Here is a 16,504-nt window from a genome sequence, read left to right on the forward strand (position 1 = left end):
ACACCGGTAGTTAAATCAGGAATGTGTGCGGATGAATTCGCCGATCTTCGGGCACACCATTTCGCGCCAGCGGCGGCCGGAGAAGATGCCGTAGTGGCCGGCCTTGGGCACGGTGAAGTGCTGCTTCTTGGACTTCGGGATGCCCTTGCACAGGTCGTGCGCGGCTTCGGTCTGGCCGGCGCCGGAAATGTCGTCCAGTTCGCCTTCGACGGTGAACAGCGCGACCGTCTTGATGTCCTGCGGCCGTACGAGTTTGCCTTCGACTTCCCACGTGCCCAGCGGCAGGCGGAATTCCTGGAACACGGTCTTGATTGTCTCCAGGTAGTACTCGGCCGGCATGTCGAGGACTGCGTTGTACTCGTCGTAGAACTTGCGATGCTCTTCAGCCGATTCCTGGTCGCCGGCGCGCAGGTGCATGTAGAAATCCCAATGGCTCTGTGCATGGCGGCCCGGGTTCATGGCGATGAAGCCGGCATGCTGCAGGAAGCCGGGGTAGACCTTGCGGCCGAAGCCCGGATAGTTCGGCGGGACGCTGTAGATCACCTTGTCTTCGAACCAGGAGAACGGACGCTTGATCGCGAGGTCGTTGACTTCAGTCGGCGACTTGCGCGGGTCGATCGGGCCGCCCATCATGGTCATCGTCTTCGGCAGCATCGGATCGTTGTCCGAGGCCATCAGCGAGATGGCGGCGAGGACGGGAACGGTCGGCTGGCAGACGGAGATCACGTGCAGGTCCGGACCGAGGCGGCGGATGAATTCCTGGACGTAGTAGATGTAGTCATGCAGGTGGAACGCGCCTTCCGCAGCCGGCACCATGCGCGCATCGGTCCAGTCGGTGATGTACACGTCGTGGCTGGACAGCAGCGTGCGGACGGTGTCGCGCAGCAGGGTGGAATGGTGGCCCGACAGCGGGGCGACCAGCAGGACGGTAGGTTGCTTCAGGTCGGCGAGCTTCTTGTCGCTCATGTCCTTCTTGAAGTGGATCAGGCGGCAGAACGGTTTCTGCACGGCGACTTCTTCGAATACGCCGACGGCCTTGCCTTCGACGGAAACGGTCTTGATACCGAACTCGGGTTTTTCATAATCCTTGCCGAGCCGGTACATCAATTCGTAGCCGGCCGCGATACGTTGCGCGAACGGCGTGTGTGCGAGGGGAGAGACCGGATTCGTGAACAGCTTGGCAGAAGCTTCCGCCCATTGGATGAGCGGGTTCAGGAAGGTGCGGTTCAGCTCGTGAAATTGGTAAAGCATGATGGCCTCTTTCAGGTGGTACCGGTGTCTCTAGATTCTGCAGATAAACATCTCTTGCTGCAATGCATCATCGATAATTTTTGAGTTTTCCGTAAAAAAATAAATCGCGCGTTCGCAACACTTTGTCGGGAACTTTTACAGTTTCCAATTTGCAAAAGGTTTGTTTTCGATCAAGCCTTTTAACAACATATCACAATCCGCAATTTTCTTTTTGTCGAGAAAGAAAGCCGTTTTACCGCGTTGTTCCTGCCTATGCTTCCGTATGGAGCTATATCTCTGCACGACAGTACTACTCAACCTTTTCACGCATCATGACACCCTCATCGCCAAGATTGACGGCGGCCATGAATGTCCGGGGGATGGCTGGCGGTGTGTGCTGTCGTGGAACATGCCGAAGAAAGAATGCGGCATCACGAATTCCAGGTTTCTTGCTCGTTGACCACCTGCCTGTCTCGGCAGAAAAGCACGCATAAACCGTGCCGGTCACTAGTCGCGAACGGAGCAGTGTGTTTTTTAATCAGGAATGGTGCTATGCAGCGGAAATCAGGACTTTCATTGTCCGGCTGCTCGATGGAATCGGCGATAAGTTTGTAATTTTTACGCATTTATCCCATTGGAATGCGGATGAAATCTTCATGCGGAAGGATGTATATACAGTGAGTACAACACCGCTGCCGACGCCAGGCGAATATTGACGAAATTTGTTAGCGCCGTGTTGCACTTCCTGTGGGGCGGGAACAAACACTTGCGCGAAGTCCAGTCGGATGGTTTCCGACACCCCTGTCGCGCTCTGCGTACAGGATATTGTGCAGCTTCGGCGATGGGTCCTGATGGAGGGGGAGTTGAAGCTTCGGAGGTGCAGTCATGCCTGCGAGTGCGCTGACTGATGGTGCTGCTTCGCCGGACGGTTTGCCGTCCGGCGGGAATGCTTACTTGGAGAGTTCGTTCAGCTTTTCCTTGACGTCCTTCCACTCGTCGGCGTCAGGCAGCGGATCCTTGGTCTTGGTGATCGAGGGCCACTTGCGGGCGAGGTCGACGTTCAGCTTGATGAAGTGCTGCTGGTCCGCCGGCACGTCTTCTTCTGCATAGATCGCGTTGACCGGGCATTCGGCCACGCAAACGGCGCAATCGATGCACTCGTCCGGATCGATCGTAAGAAAATTCGGGCCTTCCCTGAAGCAATCTACCGGGCATACATCCACGCAGTCGGTGTACTTGCAGCGGATGCAGGATTCGGTCACAACGTGAGTCATAACAGTCCTATCTGTGGATTTGGTGAAACTGGTCTGATTTGGAGCCGGGAGGGCGGTGGCTGCAGGGCGCAACCGGACCGGACAACCCGCTGCAAAGCCTTGTATTTTAAGATAATTGGGTGTTTCTAACAAACCAAACTTATACAGTTTATGAATAAGCAAATGCGCCGGATTGCGTTCAATGCGATGCCTGACGGTGTTTGTGGACGAATTGGCAATGCCTCGTGCTGGTCGCATGAATTATTTGCGATGCGTGTTTGAAATTAAATCAAGCGCCCCTGCGGCGCCCCGTCAAATCAATTCCGGTAGACTGCGAAACCAGTCATCAAGGGGTCACCATGGACACGTCCGCCGCTCGCCAAGCCATCTTCAACCGCATTCGCAAGGCCCAGAACCGCCCGGCCGAGCCGACGCAGGCCGAACGGGATGCCGTGAAGGACTACATCGCGCAGCATGCATCGGGACCCCGTCCCGCGGTCGGCAGCGACCTTGTCAAGCATTTCAGGGAACAGGCTGTGCGCATGTCCGACACCGTTGCGTCCGTGCCGGACATGACGGCCGTGCCGGCTGCGGTTGCAAGTTACCTCGACGAAATCGGCGTGGCGCGCAATGCCATCGCCTGGCAGACGCTCAGTGGCATGAACTGGAGCGAAACCGGCCTGCAGGTGGAATTCCGTCGCCCGCGCAATGAAGACATGGTCGGCATCACCGGTGTCTTCTGCGCGGTGGCTGAAACGGGCAGCCTGATGCTGATGTCCAGCCCCGACACCTGGTCCTCCGCCGGCCTGCTTCCTGAAACGCACATTGCAATCGTGCCGGCGTCGCGCATCGTCGCGCACATGGAAGATGCGTTCGTCCTGGCTCGTGCGGAGGGCGTCGACATGCCACGCGCGGTCAACTTCATCTCTGGACCTTCACGTACCGGTGACATCGAGCAGACGATCGTCCTTGGAGCGCACGGCCCGTATCGCGTCCACGTCGTCCTGGTGCTCGGTGCCTGACCATTTTCCCATCAGCCGGACGCGCAACCGCTAGTAGTATTGCGTACGCAAAACATAAAGCGCCGCCATTGTTCCACGCTACAATGACGGCCGATAAAAAAATCGGAGACCGGAATTGAGAACAAGAATCCTGGCCGCACTGGCCGGTGTTGTGCCAGCATTTCTTCCAGCGATCGCCCGTGCAGCGGATATTGACGGCAGCCAGATGTCGGCATGGTGGGGCCTGCCCTTTGCCGGTCTTCTGCTCTCTATTGCGTTGTGTCCGCTGCTCACCCCGGTCTTCTGGCACCACCACTTCGGAAAAGTGGCGTTCGCGTGGGTGCTTGCATTCCTGCTGCCGTGCGCCGCCTATTTTGGCGTGGGGACAGCGGTTGGCGGTGCCGTGCATGCATTCGTCGCCGAATTCATCCCCTTTATCATCCTCATAACTTCGCTGTTCGTCGTTGCAGGCGGGATTTGCGTCCGTGGCAACCTGCACGGGACGCCGGCGCTCAATACCGGTCTGCTCGCCCTGGGCACGATGCTGGCCAGCATCATGGGCACGACCGGTGCATCGATGCTGATGATTCGCCCTCTCATCCGCGCCAACGATAATCGCAAGCACGCTGTCCATATTGTCGTGTTCTTCATTTTCCTGGTGTCGAATGCAGGCGGCTCACTGACGCCGCTTGGCGATCCTCCGCTCTTCCTTGGTTTCCTGAAGGGGGTCGATTTTTTCTGGACGATGAAGAATATCTTTCCCGAGACGCTGTTCCTGTGCGCGGCTCTGCTTACCATCTTCTACCTCCTCGACCGCCACTACTACAACAACAGGGAGGAGGAATTCCAGCCGTCGATGGATCCCACGCCCGATTCGGAGATCCGGTTCGAAGGACGCTTCAATTTCGTCCTGCTCGCCGTGATTGTCGGCCTGGTGCTGATGAGCGGACTCTGGAAGCCGGGTGTCGTATTCGATGTGTTCGGCACGGGTGTCGAGCTTCAGAATCTTGTGCGCGACGTGCTGCTAGTTGCGGTGATATTTATTTCCCTGTGGGTGACCCCGAAGGCGGCACGCGAGGGCAATGAATTTTCGTGGGGACCGATCCAGGAGGTAGCCAAGTTGTTTGCCGGCATCTTCATCACCATCATCCCCGTCATTGCCATGCTGCGAGCGGGCGAGGAGGGTGCGTTCTCTGCAGTGATCCGCGCCGTTACCGGCGAGAGCGGTCAGCCCATCAATGCCATGTACTTTTGGGCGTCAGGCCTGCTGTCGTCCTTCCTCGATAACGCGCCGACCTATCTAGTATTCTTCAATACAGCCGGCGGCGACCCGGCCGTACTGATGACCACCCTGGCGAGCACGCTGGCCGCAATATCCTGCGGCGCGGTGTTCATGGGGGCGAACAGCTACATCGGCAATGCGCCCAACCTGATGGTGAAGGCGATCGCGGAAGAACGCGGCATCAAGATGCCATCCTTCTTCGGCTACATGGCCTGGTCCTGTGCGGTGCTCGTCCCGCTGTTTATCGTGATGACCTTCATTTTCTTTCGGTGATGTGCGATGACCAAAGCCAGGATCCTTGTGACGCGTGCGGTATTTCCCGACGTTATTGAACGCCTCGAACAGCATTTCGACGTCGAGTCGAACCAGGATGACCGCATCCTTTCTGCGACCGAGCTGGCAGCGAAGGTGAAGGGCAAGGACGGCATCTTCACTACACCGAGCGAACGTATCACCGCCGATGTGCTTGCGGCCAATCCGTCGCTCAAGGCGGTGTGCAACATGGCGGTCGGCTTCAACAACATCGACGTCGACGCCGCCACAAAAGCCGGAATCGTGGTGACGAACACGCCTGACGTGCTGAACGAAACCACTGCCGATTTCGCCTGGGCGCTATTGCTGGCGACCGCGCGGCGCGTCACCGAATCCGAGCACTGGCTGCGGGCGGGCAAATGGCAGAAGTGGCGCTTCGATACCTTCCTCGGCGCGGATGTGCATGGCGCGACGCTGGGTATCATCGGCATGGGGCGCATCGGCCAGGCAATCGCCCGGCGTTCGATGGGTTTCGACATGAAGGTGATCTACCACAACCGCTCGCGGGTGGCGCCGGAACTGGAGGCGCGTGCGAACAATGCGCAGTACGTGGGCAAGGAAGAATTGCTGAAGACGGCCGACCATGTGATGCTGGCGCTGCCATATTCGCCGCAGGTCCATCACATCATCGGCGCCATCGAACTGGCAATGATGAAGCCGACAGCGACACTGGTGAATATTGCGCGTGGCGGCATTGTCGATGACGCGGCGCTGATCGTTGCCCTGCGCGCGAAGCGGCTTGCTGCTGCAGGCCTGGACGTATTCGAGAACGAACCCGCCTTCGATCCCGCCTTCCTGACGCTTTCCAACGTGGTGCTGACGCCGCACATTGCCAGCGCTTCCGAGCCCACACGGCGCGCCATGGCGAACTGCGCCGCCGATAACCTGATCGCCGCGTTGACCGGCGGCAATCCTCCGAATATCCTTAATCCCCAGGTACTCACCAAGGGATAAGGCATGGCCGATATCAGCATCAAACAGGCACACAAGCTGCCGCACAAGAAAGCAAAGGCCGCCGCGCAAAAGGTCGCCGACCAGATGGCCGAGGAATACGAGATGAATTCGGAGTGGGACGGCGACGTGCTGAAGTTCAAGCGCAGCGGCGTGTCCGGCAAGCTGGTCGTCTCGGAGAAGGAGGCGCATCTCGAGATCAGCCTCGGTTTCCTCTTCAAGGCGTTCACGTCGACCATCGAGGAAAAGGTCTCCGCAAAAATGAAAAAGGTGTTCAGCGCGAAGGCATGAACACCTTGTTCTTGCCGGCTGCTGCCGGCGCCTGCCAGGTCAGCCTTTCAGCCCATTGATCAGGTCGATGTACTGCTGCATCGCATCGTCCTTCGACGTGCCCTTGAGCGTATCCCATGCATCGTACTTGGCGCGGCCGACCATGTCGGTGAAACCCGGGCGCTTGCCGTCGACATCGCCCGCGCTGGCCTGCTTGAACAGCGCATAGATCTTCAGCAAGGTCATGTTGTCCGGACGCTCCGGAAGGTTCTTCGAATCGGCGACCGCCTGGTCGAATTGACTTTGCAGGCTCATGCTTTTCTCCTGTCAGATGCTGTGATAGTGTCGTGAAGATTGTGCAACGCATGCACAAGATGACGCCCAAAATAACATAGAAAAAACGGCCACAAAAGAAAAGCTCTAGAGGGGATACTCGATGTTGTCCGAAGCCGTGCCGGCACTGCGCCGCGAAAAGATGTCCACCGTCGATACCGCCTGGTTGCGGATGGACTCGGACGGCAACCTGATGATGATCGTGGCCGTGCTAATGTTCGACAAGCCGATGGACATGCTGCGCTTCCGGCACGCGATGGAGACGCGCTTCCTGACGTTCAGCCGCTTCCGCAGCCGCGTCACGCAGGACATGACCGGCAGCGCCTGGTGGCAGCCGGACGAAATCGACCTCGACTACCACATCGTTCATGCCGTACTCCCGGCGCCCGGACGGCAGGGGAACAAGAAGGCGCTCGAACGCATGGTCAGCGAATTGTCCGGCACGCCGCTCGATTCCTCCCGGCCCTTATGGCAGATGCATATCGTCGACAACTGCATCGGCGAAGACGGCAAAACCCGGCAAGCGGTCATCATCCGCATTCACCACTGCATCGCTGACGGCATGGCGCTGGTGGGCGTGTTGCTGTCGATGTTCGACACCACGCCGGAAGGCACGGCCGACGAGCCTGCCAATCCGTTCGTCCTGGAAGAGGGCAATCCCTGGCTGGACCTGATGCAGCCGGTAACCAAGGCCACGATTTCCGCCATCAACGTGTCTACCGCGCTGTGGACGAAGACCATGTGGATGCTGGCCGACTCCAACAAGCTGCCCGGCAGGATCGCCGACATGGGCGGCATGGCGGGCCGGCTGACGATGGATGCCGTGAAGCTGATGGCGATGCCCGACGATTCCCGCACGCGCCTGAAGGGGACGCCGGTTGGGACCAAGCACGTGGCCTGGAGCGAGCCGCTGCCACTGGACGAGATCAAGGCCGTCGGCAAGGCGCTCGGCGGGTCGGTTAACGACGTGCTCATGGCCAGCGTCGCCGGTGCGATCGGCGCGTACTTGCGCGCCAAGGGCGACGACATTCCGCCCGATACGGACTTGCGCGTGATGGTGCCGGTCAACCTGCGCAAGGCCGGCAAGGAACAGAAACTGGGAAATGCATTCGGACTGGTGCCGCTGGTGCTGCCCGTGGGTATCGAGGACCCGCTTGCGCGGCTGAACGAGGTGCGGCACCGCATGGACGAACTGAAGGGGGGCTACCAGGCGCTGGTGGCCATGGCAGTGCTCGGCGTGCTCGGCGCGACGCCGAAGCAGATGCAGAACGAAATCCAGAATTACTTTGCCAGGAAAGCCACGGCGGTGATGAGTAATGTGCCTGGCCCGCAGGCGCCGCTTTATCTGGCAGGGAGCCAGCTGGACCAGATCATGTTCTGGGTGCCGCAATCTGGCGATATCGGCGTGGGTGTGTCCATCCTGAGCTACAACGGCGGCGTCCAGTTCGGACTGGTGACCGACGATGCCATTGCCGCCGATCCGCACGAAATCATCAAGCGCTTTGCGCCGGAATTTGAAAAGCTGGTACTGCTCGCGTTGATGTCGGAGTGGTAATCAGTCTTCGTCGTCATCCCCGCCGAGCACCGCGCTGCCTACGGCGGTCACGCCTTTGACGGCAACCGAACCTGCCGTGACGCCAACGCTGACGGCAGTGCTGGCGACGGTCACCGCAGCACCTGCCACACTGATCACCGCACAACCGGAAGTCGAGATAACGATGGCTGCGCAAACGGCAGCGAGGAAGAATTGTTTCTTGAACATGAAGCCTGGAGCGGATGCGGCAGCATCACGGGTGTTGAACATGCCGATGCCGCAAGGAAAGCGGCATCGGTGTCCATCGTAACACTGCTCCAGCCGGGAAGGATTCCCGCGGGAAAATAAAGCTTAGACGCCCAACAGTTCCACTTCGAAAATCAGCGTGGCATTCGGCGGAATGACGCCGCCCGCGCCGCGCGCGCCGTAACCCAGCGATGACGGAATGATCAGCTTGCGCACGCCGCCGACTTTCATCCCTTGCACACCTTCATCCCAGCCCTTGATCACATGGCCTGCGCCGAGCGGGAAATCGAACGGATCGTTGCGGTCCTTGCTGGAATCGAACTTGCGGCCTGCGCTGCCGTCCGGATTCTGCAGCCAGCCGGTGTAATGCACGGTGACATGCTGGCTGGCTTTCGCTTCATCGCCGGAGCCGACGGTGACGTCTTCGTATTGGAGGCCGGAGGCCGTCATGATGGTGGACATGGTTTTCCTTTGTTGTCTGGTTGATCCGAGCGGAATTGTAGCAGTGGACGATTAGACAGCGCGCAGGCGCAAAAACGCCGCGGCGCGTTATCATCGCGTTCACTCATGGCAAACAGGCAATGAACGGATATGAAACAGATGAATAATCTTGCAAGGAGCATGACCCCATGCGGCCGGTACTGATCGCCTTCGGACGCGCGCTCCTGTCGCAACTGCACTTCCGGATGCTGTTGCTGACGGTGATGCCTTTTATCGTCTCCCTCGCAATCTGGGGCGTGCTGCTGTGGCTGGGGCTGCAGCCGATGATCGATTGGCTGCACGCGTGGTTCACCGCCAACGATGGCTTTGGTGTTGCGGCGAATGTGCTCGGCTGGTTCGACCTTGGCGCGATCACCTCGGTGCTGGTGCCGCTGATCGCCATGTGGGTCCTGCTGCCGCTGATGATCCTGACCGCCCTCGTATTCGTCGGCGTGCTTGCCATGCCGATGATCGTGCGCCATGTGAGCAGCAGGCATTATCCGGATGTCGAGAGGCGCCGTGGCGGCAGTATTGCGGGCAGCCTGTGGATTGCGACGTACTCCTTCGTCATCTTTGCGGTGCTGTGGCTGGTGACGCTGCCCCTGTCGCTGTTTCCGCCGCTGACCTTCGTCATCCAGCCCTTGTTGTGGGGATGGCTGACTTATCAGGTCATGGCCTACGACGCGCTTGCCGAGCATGCGGACCGGCAGGAAATCCGGGACATCATGCGCATCCATCGCTGGCCCTTGCTGCTGATCGGCGCCGTTGGCGGTGCGATGGGCGCCGCGCCGACGCTGCTGTGGCTGGGCGGAGCGTTGTCGGTGATCTTCTTTCCTGTGCTGGCGGCGGGTGCGATCTGGCTCTATGTGCTGGTGTTCGTGTTCACCGGATTGTGGTTCCAGCACTATTGCCTGGAGGCGCTTGCCGCGCATCGGGCGGTGGGCCGGGCCGTCGTCACGGACGCGCCGCCGATGAAGGATATCAACTGAAAAGTAGGATTCTTCCCTCTGCGGCATAATGCCCTTTTGTCAAAACGGACGCATTCATGGCTATCGGACTCATCATCATCGGCGACGAAATCCTGTCGGGCAAACGGACCGACAAGCATTTTCCCAAGGTGGTTGAACTGCTCGCCGCGCGCGGCCTGCAATTGTCCTGGGCGGAATACGCGGGCGATGACCGCGACCGCATCACCTCCATCCTGACGCGCACCTTCGCCAGCGACGACATTGTCTTTTCCTGCGGCGGCATCGGCGCCACGCCGGACGACCATACCCGGCAATGCGCGGCTGCCGCGCTCGGCGTGCCGCTGGAACTGCATCCCGAGGCGAAGGCAAAGATCGAGGAACGCATCGCCGATGTGGCGCGTGAAGAAGGCCGGCAACCGGATTTCAATGCTGCCGACAATGCGCATCGCCTGAAGATGGGCGAGTTCCCGCAAGGCGCTTCCATCATTCCGAACCCCTACAACAAGATTCCCGGCTTCGCCATCCGGCATGGCAAGGGCGCGCATTACTTCGTGCCGGGGTTTCCCGTCATGGCGTGGCCGATGATCGAGTGGGTGCTCGATACGCATTACACGCATCTATTTAGGAAGGTTGCGCGGCTGGAAAAGGCGGTGCTGGTGTTCGGGCAAGCCGAATCGACGCTGACGCCGATGATGGAGGCGATTGAGGCCGAATTCCCGCTGGTGAAGGTATTCAGCCTGCCCAGCGTCGGCGATGCAACGATACGGCGTCACATCGAGCTGGGCGTGAAGGGCGACCCGGCGCAGGTCGAGTCCGCTTTCGGCAGGATGCTGGAGGGGCTGGACCGGTTCAAGGCCGAGTACCAGCACATCTGATCATTTCCGCGTTTTCACTTCGTCCAGCAGGCCCTGCTTGCGGATGAATTCCACCACTTTTTCCACGCCGTCGCCGCTGCGCAGGTTGGTGAAGATGAACGGCCTGTCGCCGCGCATCTTCTTCGCATCGCTCGCCATTATGTCGAGGTTGGCGCCGACATAGGGCGCGAGATCCGTCTTGTTGATGATCAGCAGGTCGGAGCGTGTGATGCCGGGCCCGCCCTTGCGCGGAATTTTTTCGCCGCCCGCCACATCGATGACGTAAATCGTCAGGTCCGACAGTTCCGGGCTGAAGGTGGCGGCAAGGTTGTCGCCGCCGGATTCGACCAGGATGAGGTCGAGATCGGGAAAGTCGGCGCTCATGCGCGCGATGGCTTCCAGGTTGATCGATGCGTCCTCGCGGATTGCGGTATGCGGGCAGCCGCCGGTTTCGACGCCCATCAGCCGCTCTGCCGGCAGCGCATCCGCGCGCAGCAGGATCTCCATGTCTTCCTTGGTATAGATGTCGTTCGTGATGACGGCCATGTCGTAATGGTCGCGCATGGCCTTGCACAGCATTTCACACAAGGCCGTCTTGCCGGAACCGACGGGGCCGCCGATGCCGACGCGCAGGGGATTGGAAGAAGTAGTCATCGTTGTCGAGTTGGGTTCAGGATCGATACAAGCGGCTGTACTGCACTTCATGCTGCATGGAGAGCAGGGACAGGCCGGGGGACCAGTTGGATAATTCGTCGTCGGCAAGCTGCATGGCGGTTTGCGCAGCGCGCTCCAGTTCCGGCTGCAGGGACAGCAGCAGGCGCTGTCCGGATACCTGGCCGAGCGGTACGGACTTCACGCAGACCAGCACCTGGTTTTCTGCCCAGGAGAACAGCATGCCGAGCAGGGCGGCTTCATGCGGCACGTCCAGTGCCACGGCGGCATAGGCGAGCGCGGTGGGCAGCGGCACTTCCGGCTGTGTTTCAAGCAGGCTGCGCAGCGTGTCATCCGCTACCTTGAGTTCGACGGCGAGTTTGGCGAGCGAATAGCCCATCTGGATCGTCTCGGCGCGGAATTCCGACGTGTCGCGCGCGGCGACGAAACGTTCGGTCCACTGCGTGACTGCCGCGAGGTCACGTGCAGCGAAAGCGTGCAGCAGGCGCCACAGGACCGGCGCCTCGAAGCGGGCGACGACGTGGTGCAGGGTGGAGACAATCCATGCGCGCGCGGACGACTCGTCGGTCACCATCCCTTTTTCCAGTGCCGCTTCCAGTCCCTGCGAATAGCTGTACGCGCCGATCGGCAGCGAGGGGCTGGCGAGCTGGAGCAGGTGGAGAAGGGCGGTGGCCTGCATCAGGACTTGTCCGATGGGCGGTGGATTTTCTGCCGCAGCGGGATGGGCGCCAGCGGATGGTGGTGATGGTCATCCCCGTGATGGTGATGGCCTCCGCCGTAGGCACCCGACTCCGGCTCGAATGCAGCCTGTTCTTCCGTCACGGTTGCCCCGAGGCCTTCCAGCATGTCCTTCAGGACCGTGTCCTTGCGGATGCGGAGGAAACCCTTTTCCGGCGTGCCGTCGACCTGGGCCTGCGTATGGCGGTTGCCGAGGTGGAAGGCGCAGCGCAGCAGGTCGCGCGGCGTTGCGCATTCGACCCGGTAGGTCGCTTCCTTGGCGGCGACGATTTTCACGATGCGGCCGTCGTCGCCCTTGAGGAGGTCGCCGTTGCGCAGCACGGTGCCGCGCACGGTGAATACCGCCGCTTCCTCTCCGGAAAGCAGCAGCGCGCGCAGGCGGCTTTTCTCGCGCAGTTCATAGGGAAGGACGAGCTCGTCGTCGATCTTTTCGGCAGTGTCGATTTTGGTATGCAGGGTCAGCATGGGTCAGAACAGGAAATAACGTTGTGCCATCGGAAGGACCTTTGCCGGTTCGCAGACCAGCAGCTCGCCGTCGGCGCGCACTTCGTAGGTCTCCGGATCGACTTCCATCTTCGGCGCCAGGCCGTTGTGGATCATGTCGGCCTTGCGGACGTTGCGCGTATTTTTCACGGCGATCAAGGGCTTGTTCAGTCTGAGCGCATCGCCGATGCCGGCATCGAAAGCCGCCTGCGACACAAAGGTGAACGAGGTCTTCAACCCGCCGCCATAGGCACCGAACATCATGCGATAGTGCACCGGCTGCGGCGTCGGGATGGAGGCGTTCGGGTCGCCCATCTGCGCGGCGGCGATCATGCCGCTCTTGAGGATCATCGAGGGCTTGACGCCGAAGAAGGCGGGCTTCCAGAGTACGATGTCGGCGATCTTGCCTACCTCCAGCGAGCCCACCACATGTGAGATGCCGTGGGTGATGGCCGGATTGATGGTGTACTTGGCGATGTAGCGTTTGGCGCGGAAATTGTCATTGCGGGACGAGTCTTCCGGCAGCGAACCGCGCTGCACCTTCATCTTGTGCGCCGTCTGCCATGTTCGCATCACGACTTCGCCGACACGGCCCATCGCCTGCGAATCCGAGGACATCATGGAAATGGCGCCAATGTCATGCAGGATGTCTTCCGCAGCGATCGTCTCGCGACGGATGCGGGATTCGGCGAAGGCGATGTCCTCCGCGATGGCCGGATCGAGGTGATGGCAGACCATCAGCATGTCGAGATGCTCGTCCAGCGTATTGACCGTGTACGGGCGCGTCGGGTTGGTGGACGAGGGCAGCACATTGCCCTGGCCCACGGCCGCGATGATGTCCGGTGCATGGCCGCCGCCCGCGCCTTCTGTGTGGAAGGTGTGGATGGTGCGGTCCTTGAATGCGGCCAGCGTGTGTTCGAGGAAGCCGCCTTCGTTGAGCGTGTCGGTGTGGATCGCTACCTGGATATCCATGCGGTCGGCGACCGACAGGCAGTTGTCGATGGCGGCCGGCGTCGTGCCCCAGTCCTCGTGCAGCTTCAGGCCGATGGCACCGGCGCGGATCTGTTCTTCCAGCGGCGTGGGCAGGCTCACGTTGCCCTTGCCGAGGAAGCCGAGGTTCATCGGAAAGGCATCTGCCGCCGACAGCATGGAGTGGATGTGCCACGGCCCCGGCGTGCAGGTCGTTGCCGCCGTACCCACAGCAGGCCCGGTGCCACCGCCGAGCATGGTGGTCACGCCCGACATCAGCGCCTCCTCGATCTGCTGCGGGCAGATGAAATGGATGTGCGAATCGATGCCGCCAGCGGTCACGATCATGCCTTCGCCGGCGATGATCTCGGTTGCGCCGCCGATGGCCATGGTCACGTTCGGCTGGATGTCAGGATTGCCCGCCTTGCCGATGCCGGCAATCCTGCCGGCCTTGATGCCGATGTCGGCCTTGACGATGCCCCAGTGATCGACAATCAGTGCATTGGTGATCACCGTGTCCATCACGTCCGCATGGTTGCGCTGCGACTGGCCCATGCCGTCGCGGATCACCTTGCCGCCGCCGAACTTCACTTCCTCGCCGTAGACCGTGAAATCCTTTTCGACCTCGATGAACAGCTCGGTATCGGCCAGCCGCACGCGGTCGCCGACGGTGGGGCCGAACATTTCGGCATAGGCCTGCCGGGAAATTCTTGTCATTTGAGTTCTCCCATCACCTTGCCGTTGAATCCGTAGACCTTGCGATCGCCTGCGAGGGCAACCAGTTCGACGGTGCGCTCCTGGCCGGGTTCGAAGCGGACCGCAGTGCCTGCCGCGATATTGAGCCGCATGCCGTAGGCAAGCTGACGGTCGAAGTGCAGTGCCGGGTTGACCTCGAAGAAATGGAAATGGGAGCCGACCTGGATCGGGCGGTCGCCGCTGTTGGCGACCTTCACCGTGACGGTCGCGCGACCGACGTTCAGTTCGATCTCGCCTGCCTCGACAAGCATTTCACCTGGAATCATGGCGGCCTCCTAAGGGATCGGGTGGTGGACGGTGACGAGCTTGGTGCCGTCGGGGAAGGTGGCTTCCACCTGGATTTCCGGAATCATCTCCGGTACGCCATCCATCACGTCTTCGCGCGCCAGGACCTTGGTGCCTTCGGACATCAGCTCGGCCACCGTCCTGCCGTCGCGCGCGCCCTCCATGATCGCGGCGGTGATCAGGGCCACCGCCTCCGGGTAGTTGAGCTTCAGCCCGCGCGCCTTGCGGCGCTCGGCCAGCAGGGCCGCGGTGAATATCAGGAGCTTGTCTTTTTCTCTTGGCGTCAGGTCCATGGGTTCTCCTTGTTCAAGTGTTCCAGATGCGTGGGACGATGGCATCGCGTCCGGTCAGCAGCGGACGCAGCGTGCGCCACGCGGCAGTCATGACCTGCTTCGCCGCTTCGCTCGAATCGCCCAGGTAGCGGACGACTACGACGGATTTCATTTGCGTGGCGCCGAATGTGCTGGTGTCCTGCAGTGCGGCGCCGCAGGTTTCACGAAGGGTATGGATGGCACCGGAAGGAAGCGGCTTGCCGACGCCGATCAGCGTCGCGCATACCGTCATTCCGGCCATGCCCAGCGGGCTGGGCATGGCGTCACCGGCGGTGAGCTCGCCCTGCTCGAACCAGACCAGCTTGCCGTTCAGCCGGATGCTCGTTCGCTGGGCGACACGGCCGGAGGAAAATTGTTCGCCGGACGCCGTTCGGCCGAAGCACAGGATCTCACCGCCGAGATAGGTCGCATCGCAGCCGAGTTCGACCGTGGTGTCCAGTTGCACATCGGCAGCATCGAAGAAGATGGTTTCCTGCGGCAGCCATTCCAGCGAGCCGGCGTCGCCGACATTCAGGTGCACGCTCTGCCTGGATACGCGGCCGTTCGCCTTGTACCACTTTGCTGCGCCCGGTGTCGTGATAAACGCATTCGATTGATGGCCGACGCAGGCATGGATGTCGAGCTGGTCGCCGCCGACCACGCCGCCCGGAGGATGAACGACGATGGCATGGCAGATATCGCCGCCCTCGGGATACAGGGGCTTCTGCACCCGCAGCGGGCCGTAATGGGAACGTTCGACCAGGCGTGTCGTTTCACCATGCCGCGCAAAGCCCAGGGCGAGCCAGGCCTGCCACGGCTCGGTGGTGTTCCCTGCAGTCAGCACTGGGGCGGCGTCAACGATGCGCATCTGGAGACTATACCGCCAAGTGCCGTTTGACGTCCTCGCTGTTCATCCGGTCCTGCGTACCCGATGCGACCACTTCACCACGCGACAGCACGACGAACCGGTCGGCCAGCTCATGCGCAAAGTCGAAGTATTGCTCGCACAGCAGGATCGCCATGTCGCCGCGCTGCCGCAGCAGGCGGATAACATTGCCGATGTCCTTGATGATGGACGGCTGGATGCCTTCCGTCGGCTCATCGAGGATGATCAGCTTCGGGTCAGCCAGCAGTGCGCGGGCAATGGCGAGCTGCTGCTGCTGGCCGCCGGAGAGGTCGCCACCGCGCCGGTGCAGCATCTCCTTCAGTACGGGAAAGAGTTCGAAGACTTCGCCCTTGATCTTCGACGCCTGCTTGCCGGGCTTGACGGCCATGCCCATCATCAGGTTTTCCTCGACGGTCAGGCGTGCAAAGATTTCGCGGCCCTGCGGCACGTAGGCGATACCGAGCGCGGCGCGTTCGTGCGGCTTGAGTCTGGTGATGTCTTTGCCGTCGAGCTGCACATGGCCTTTGGCAACCGGCAACACGCCCATCAGGCATTTGAGCAGCGTGGTCTTGCCGACGCCGTTGCGTCCCAGCAGGGCCAGGCATTCTCCCTTCTGCAGCGAGAGCGAGACGCCGCGCAGCGTGTGCGCGGCACCGTAATACTGGTTGAGTTGTTCGACATTCAGCATCT

Annotated in this window: 20 protein-coding genes; 7 read left to right on the forward strand and 13 right to left on the reverse strand. The window is 60.8% G+C overall.

All coding sequences use genetic code 11. From position 1 onward, the window contains the following. Nucleotides 1–15 precede the first annotated feature (15 nt). Entirely contained in the window at nt 16–1,251 is a 1,236-nt protein-coding gene (locus AC3WOY_RS19855) for a polyhydroxyalkanoate depolymerase (RefSeq protein WP_492426863.1), read from the reverse strand. 929 nt (nt 1,252–2,180) lie between these two features. Further along, nucleotides 2,181–2,504 (reverse strand): ferredoxin FdxA, encoded by a 324-nt coding sequence (gene fdxA / locus AC3WOY_RS19860; RefSeq protein WP_492426865.1) that lies wholly within the window; start codon nt 2,502–2,504, stop codon nt 2,181–2,183. A 338-nt stretch (nt 2,505–2,842) separates the two neighbouring features. On the opposite strand from fdxA, the gene AC3WOY_RS19865 reads away from it, so the two are divergent. The 4 genes from AC3WOY_RS19865 (at nt 2,843) to AC3WOY_RS19880 (ending at nt 6,320) form a co-directional block, all read left to right on the forward strand. Next, on the forward strand, nt 2,843–3,505 hold the full coding sequence (locus AC3WOY_RS19865) for a LutC/YkgG family protein (protein ID WP_492426867.1): 663 nt from the start codon (nt 2,843–2,845) through the stop codon (nt 3,503–3,505). A 115-nt stretch (nt 3,506–3,620) separates the two neighbouring features. Then, nucleotides 3,621–5,039 (forward strand): sodium:proton antiporter, encoded by a 1,419-nt coding sequence (locus AC3WOY_RS19870; protein WP_492426869.1) that lies wholly within the window; start codon nt 3,621–3,623, stop codon nt 5,037–5,039. Nucleotides 5,040–5,045: 6 nt separating this feature from the next. Beyond that, on the forward strand, nt 5,046–6,032 hold the full coding sequence (locus tag AC3WOY_RS19875) for a 2-hydroxyacid dehydrogenase (protein ID WP_492426871.1): 987 nt from the start codon (nt 5,046–5,048) through the stop codon (nt 6,030–6,032). Between the two features lie 3 nt (nt 6,033–6,035). Further along, nucleotides 6,036–6,320, forward strand: coding sequence for a polyhydroxyalkanoic acid system family protein (locus AC3WOY_RS19880; RefSeq protein ID WP_492426873.1), 285 nt, complete (start codon nt 6,036–6,038; stop codon nt 6,318–6,320). A 39-nt stretch (nt 6,321–6,359) separates the two neighbouring features. On the opposite strand, the gene AC3WOY_RS19885 is transcribed toward AC3WOY_RS19880, so the two are convergent. Beyond that, nucleotides 6,360–6,614 carry an acyl-CoA-binding protein gene (locus AC3WOY_RS19885; RefSeq protein ID WP_492426875.1) on the reverse strand — a complete coding sequence of 85 codons (255 nt, stop codon included), beginning with the start codon at nt 6,612–6,614 and terminating at the stop codon, nt 6,360–6,362. Nucleotides 6,615–6,735: 121 nt separating this feature from the next. On the opposite strand from AC3WOY_RS19885, the gene AC3WOY_RS19890 reads away from it, so the two are divergent. Continuing rightward, nucleotides 6,736–8,187, forward strand: coding sequence for a wax ester/triacylglycerol synthase family O-acyltransferase (locus AC3WOY_RS19890; protein WP_492426877.1), 1,452 nt, complete (start codon nt 6,736–6,738; stop codon nt 8,185–8,187). Here the strand turns inward: AC3WOY_RS19890 and AC3WOY_RS19895 are convergent, their stop codons facing one another. Both AC3WOY_RS19895 and AC3WOY_RS19900 read right to left on the reverse strand, forming a co-directional pair. Beyond that, nucleotides 8,188–8,436 carry a hypothetical protein gene (locus tag AC3WOY_RS19895; protein WP_492426879.1) on the reverse strand — a complete coding sequence of 83 codons (249 nt, stop codon included), beginning with the start codon at nt 8,434–8,436 and terminating at the stop codon, nt 8,188–8,190. Between the two features lie 81 nt (nt 8,437–8,517). Further along, nucleotides 8,518–8,874: an FKBP-type peptidyl-prolyl cis-trans isomerase gene (locus tag AC3WOY_RS19900; protein ID WP_492426881.1), complete on the reverse strand. Its 357-nt coding sequence runs from the start codon at nt 8,872–8,874 to the stop codon at nt 8,518–8,520. A 167-nt stretch (nt 8,875–9,041) separates the two neighbouring features. Here AC3WOY_RS19900 and AC3WOY_RS19905 point away from each other — a divergent pair, with 167 nt between their 5' ends. Together AC3WOY_RS19905 and AC3WOY_RS19910 are read left to right on the forward strand one after the other, a co-directional pair. Then, nucleotides 9,042–9,881, forward strand: coding sequence for an EI24 domain-containing protein (locus tag AC3WOY_RS19905; RefSeq protein WP_492426883.1), 840 nt, complete (start codon nt 9,042–9,044; stop codon nt 9,879–9,881). A gap of 56 nt (nt 9,882–9,937) precedes the next feature. Next, a complete protein-coding gene (locus AC3WOY_RS19910; RefSeq protein WP_492426885.1) occupies nt 9,938–10,735 on the forward strand; it encodes a competence/damage-inducible protein A in 798 nt (265 codons plus the stop codon). Here the strand turns inward: AC3WOY_RS19910 and ureG are convergent, their stop codons facing one another. Genes ureG through urtE form a run of 8 tightly spaced genes read right to left on the reverse strand, consistent with a single transcriptional unit; the run spans nt 10,736 to nt 16,502 of the window. Beyond that, complete coding sequence (gene ureG, locus AC3WOY_RS19915; RefSeq protein WP_492426887.1) at nt 10,736–11,368, reverse strand: urease accessory protein UreG; 633 nt, start codon at nt 11,366–11,368, stop codon at nt 10,736–10,738. A 16-nt stretch (nt 11,369–11,384) separates the two neighbouring features. After that, the gene (locus AC3WOY_RS19920; protein WP_492426889.1) at nt 11,385–12,065 is read right to left on the reverse strand and encodes an urease accessory protein UreF; all 681 of its coding nucleotides are present in this window, start codon (nt 12,063–12,065) and stop codon (nt 11,385–11,387) included. Continuing rightward, entirely contained in the window at nt 12,065–12,589 is a 525-nt protein-coding gene (gene ureE / locus AC3WOY_RS19925) for an urease accessory protein UreE (protein WP_492426891.1), read from the reverse strand. The genes AC3WOY_RS19920 and ureE overlap by 1 nt, the downstream gene beginning before the upstream one ends. A gap of 3 nt (nt 12,590–12,592) precedes the next feature. After that, nucleotides 12,593–14,293 carry an urease subunit alpha gene (ureC, locus tag AC3WOY_RS19930; protein WP_492426893.1) on the reverse strand — a complete coding sequence of 567 codons (1,701 nt, stop codon included), beginning with the start codon at nt 14,291–14,293 and terminating at the stop codon, nt 12,593–12,595. Continuing rightward, nucleotides 14,290–14,598: an urease subunit beta gene (locus tag AC3WOY_RS19935; protein ID WP_492426895.1), complete on the reverse strand. Its 309-nt coding sequence runs from the start codon at nt 14,596–14,598 to the stop codon at nt 14,290–14,292. Before AC3WOY_RS19935 ends, ureC begins: the two co-directional genes overlap by 4 nt. Nucleotides 14,599–14,607: 9 nt before the next feature. Continuing rightward, nucleotides 14,608–14,910 carry an urease subunit gamma gene (locus tag AC3WOY_RS19940; protein WP_492426897.1) on the reverse strand — a complete coding sequence of 101 codons (303 nt, stop codon included), beginning with the start codon at nt 14,908–14,910 and terminating at the stop codon, nt 14,608–14,610. Between the two features lie 13 nt (nt 14,911–14,923). Then, nucleotides 14,924–15,796, reverse strand: coding sequence for an urease accessory protein UreD (locus AC3WOY_RS19945; protein WP_492426899.1), 873 nt, complete (start codon nt 15,794–15,796; stop codon nt 14,924–14,926). Nucleotides 15,797–15,803: 7 nt separating this feature from the next. Beyond that, a complete protein-coding gene (urtE, locus tag AC3WOY_RS19950; RefSeq protein ID WP_492426901.1) occupies nt 15,804–16,502 on the reverse strand; it encodes an urea ABC transporter ATP-binding subunit UrtE in 699 nt (232 codons plus the stop codon). Nucleotides 16,503–16,504: the final 2 nt, after the last annotated feature.

Source organism: Noviherbaspirillum sp. FW303-A3 (assembly GCF_058788695.1).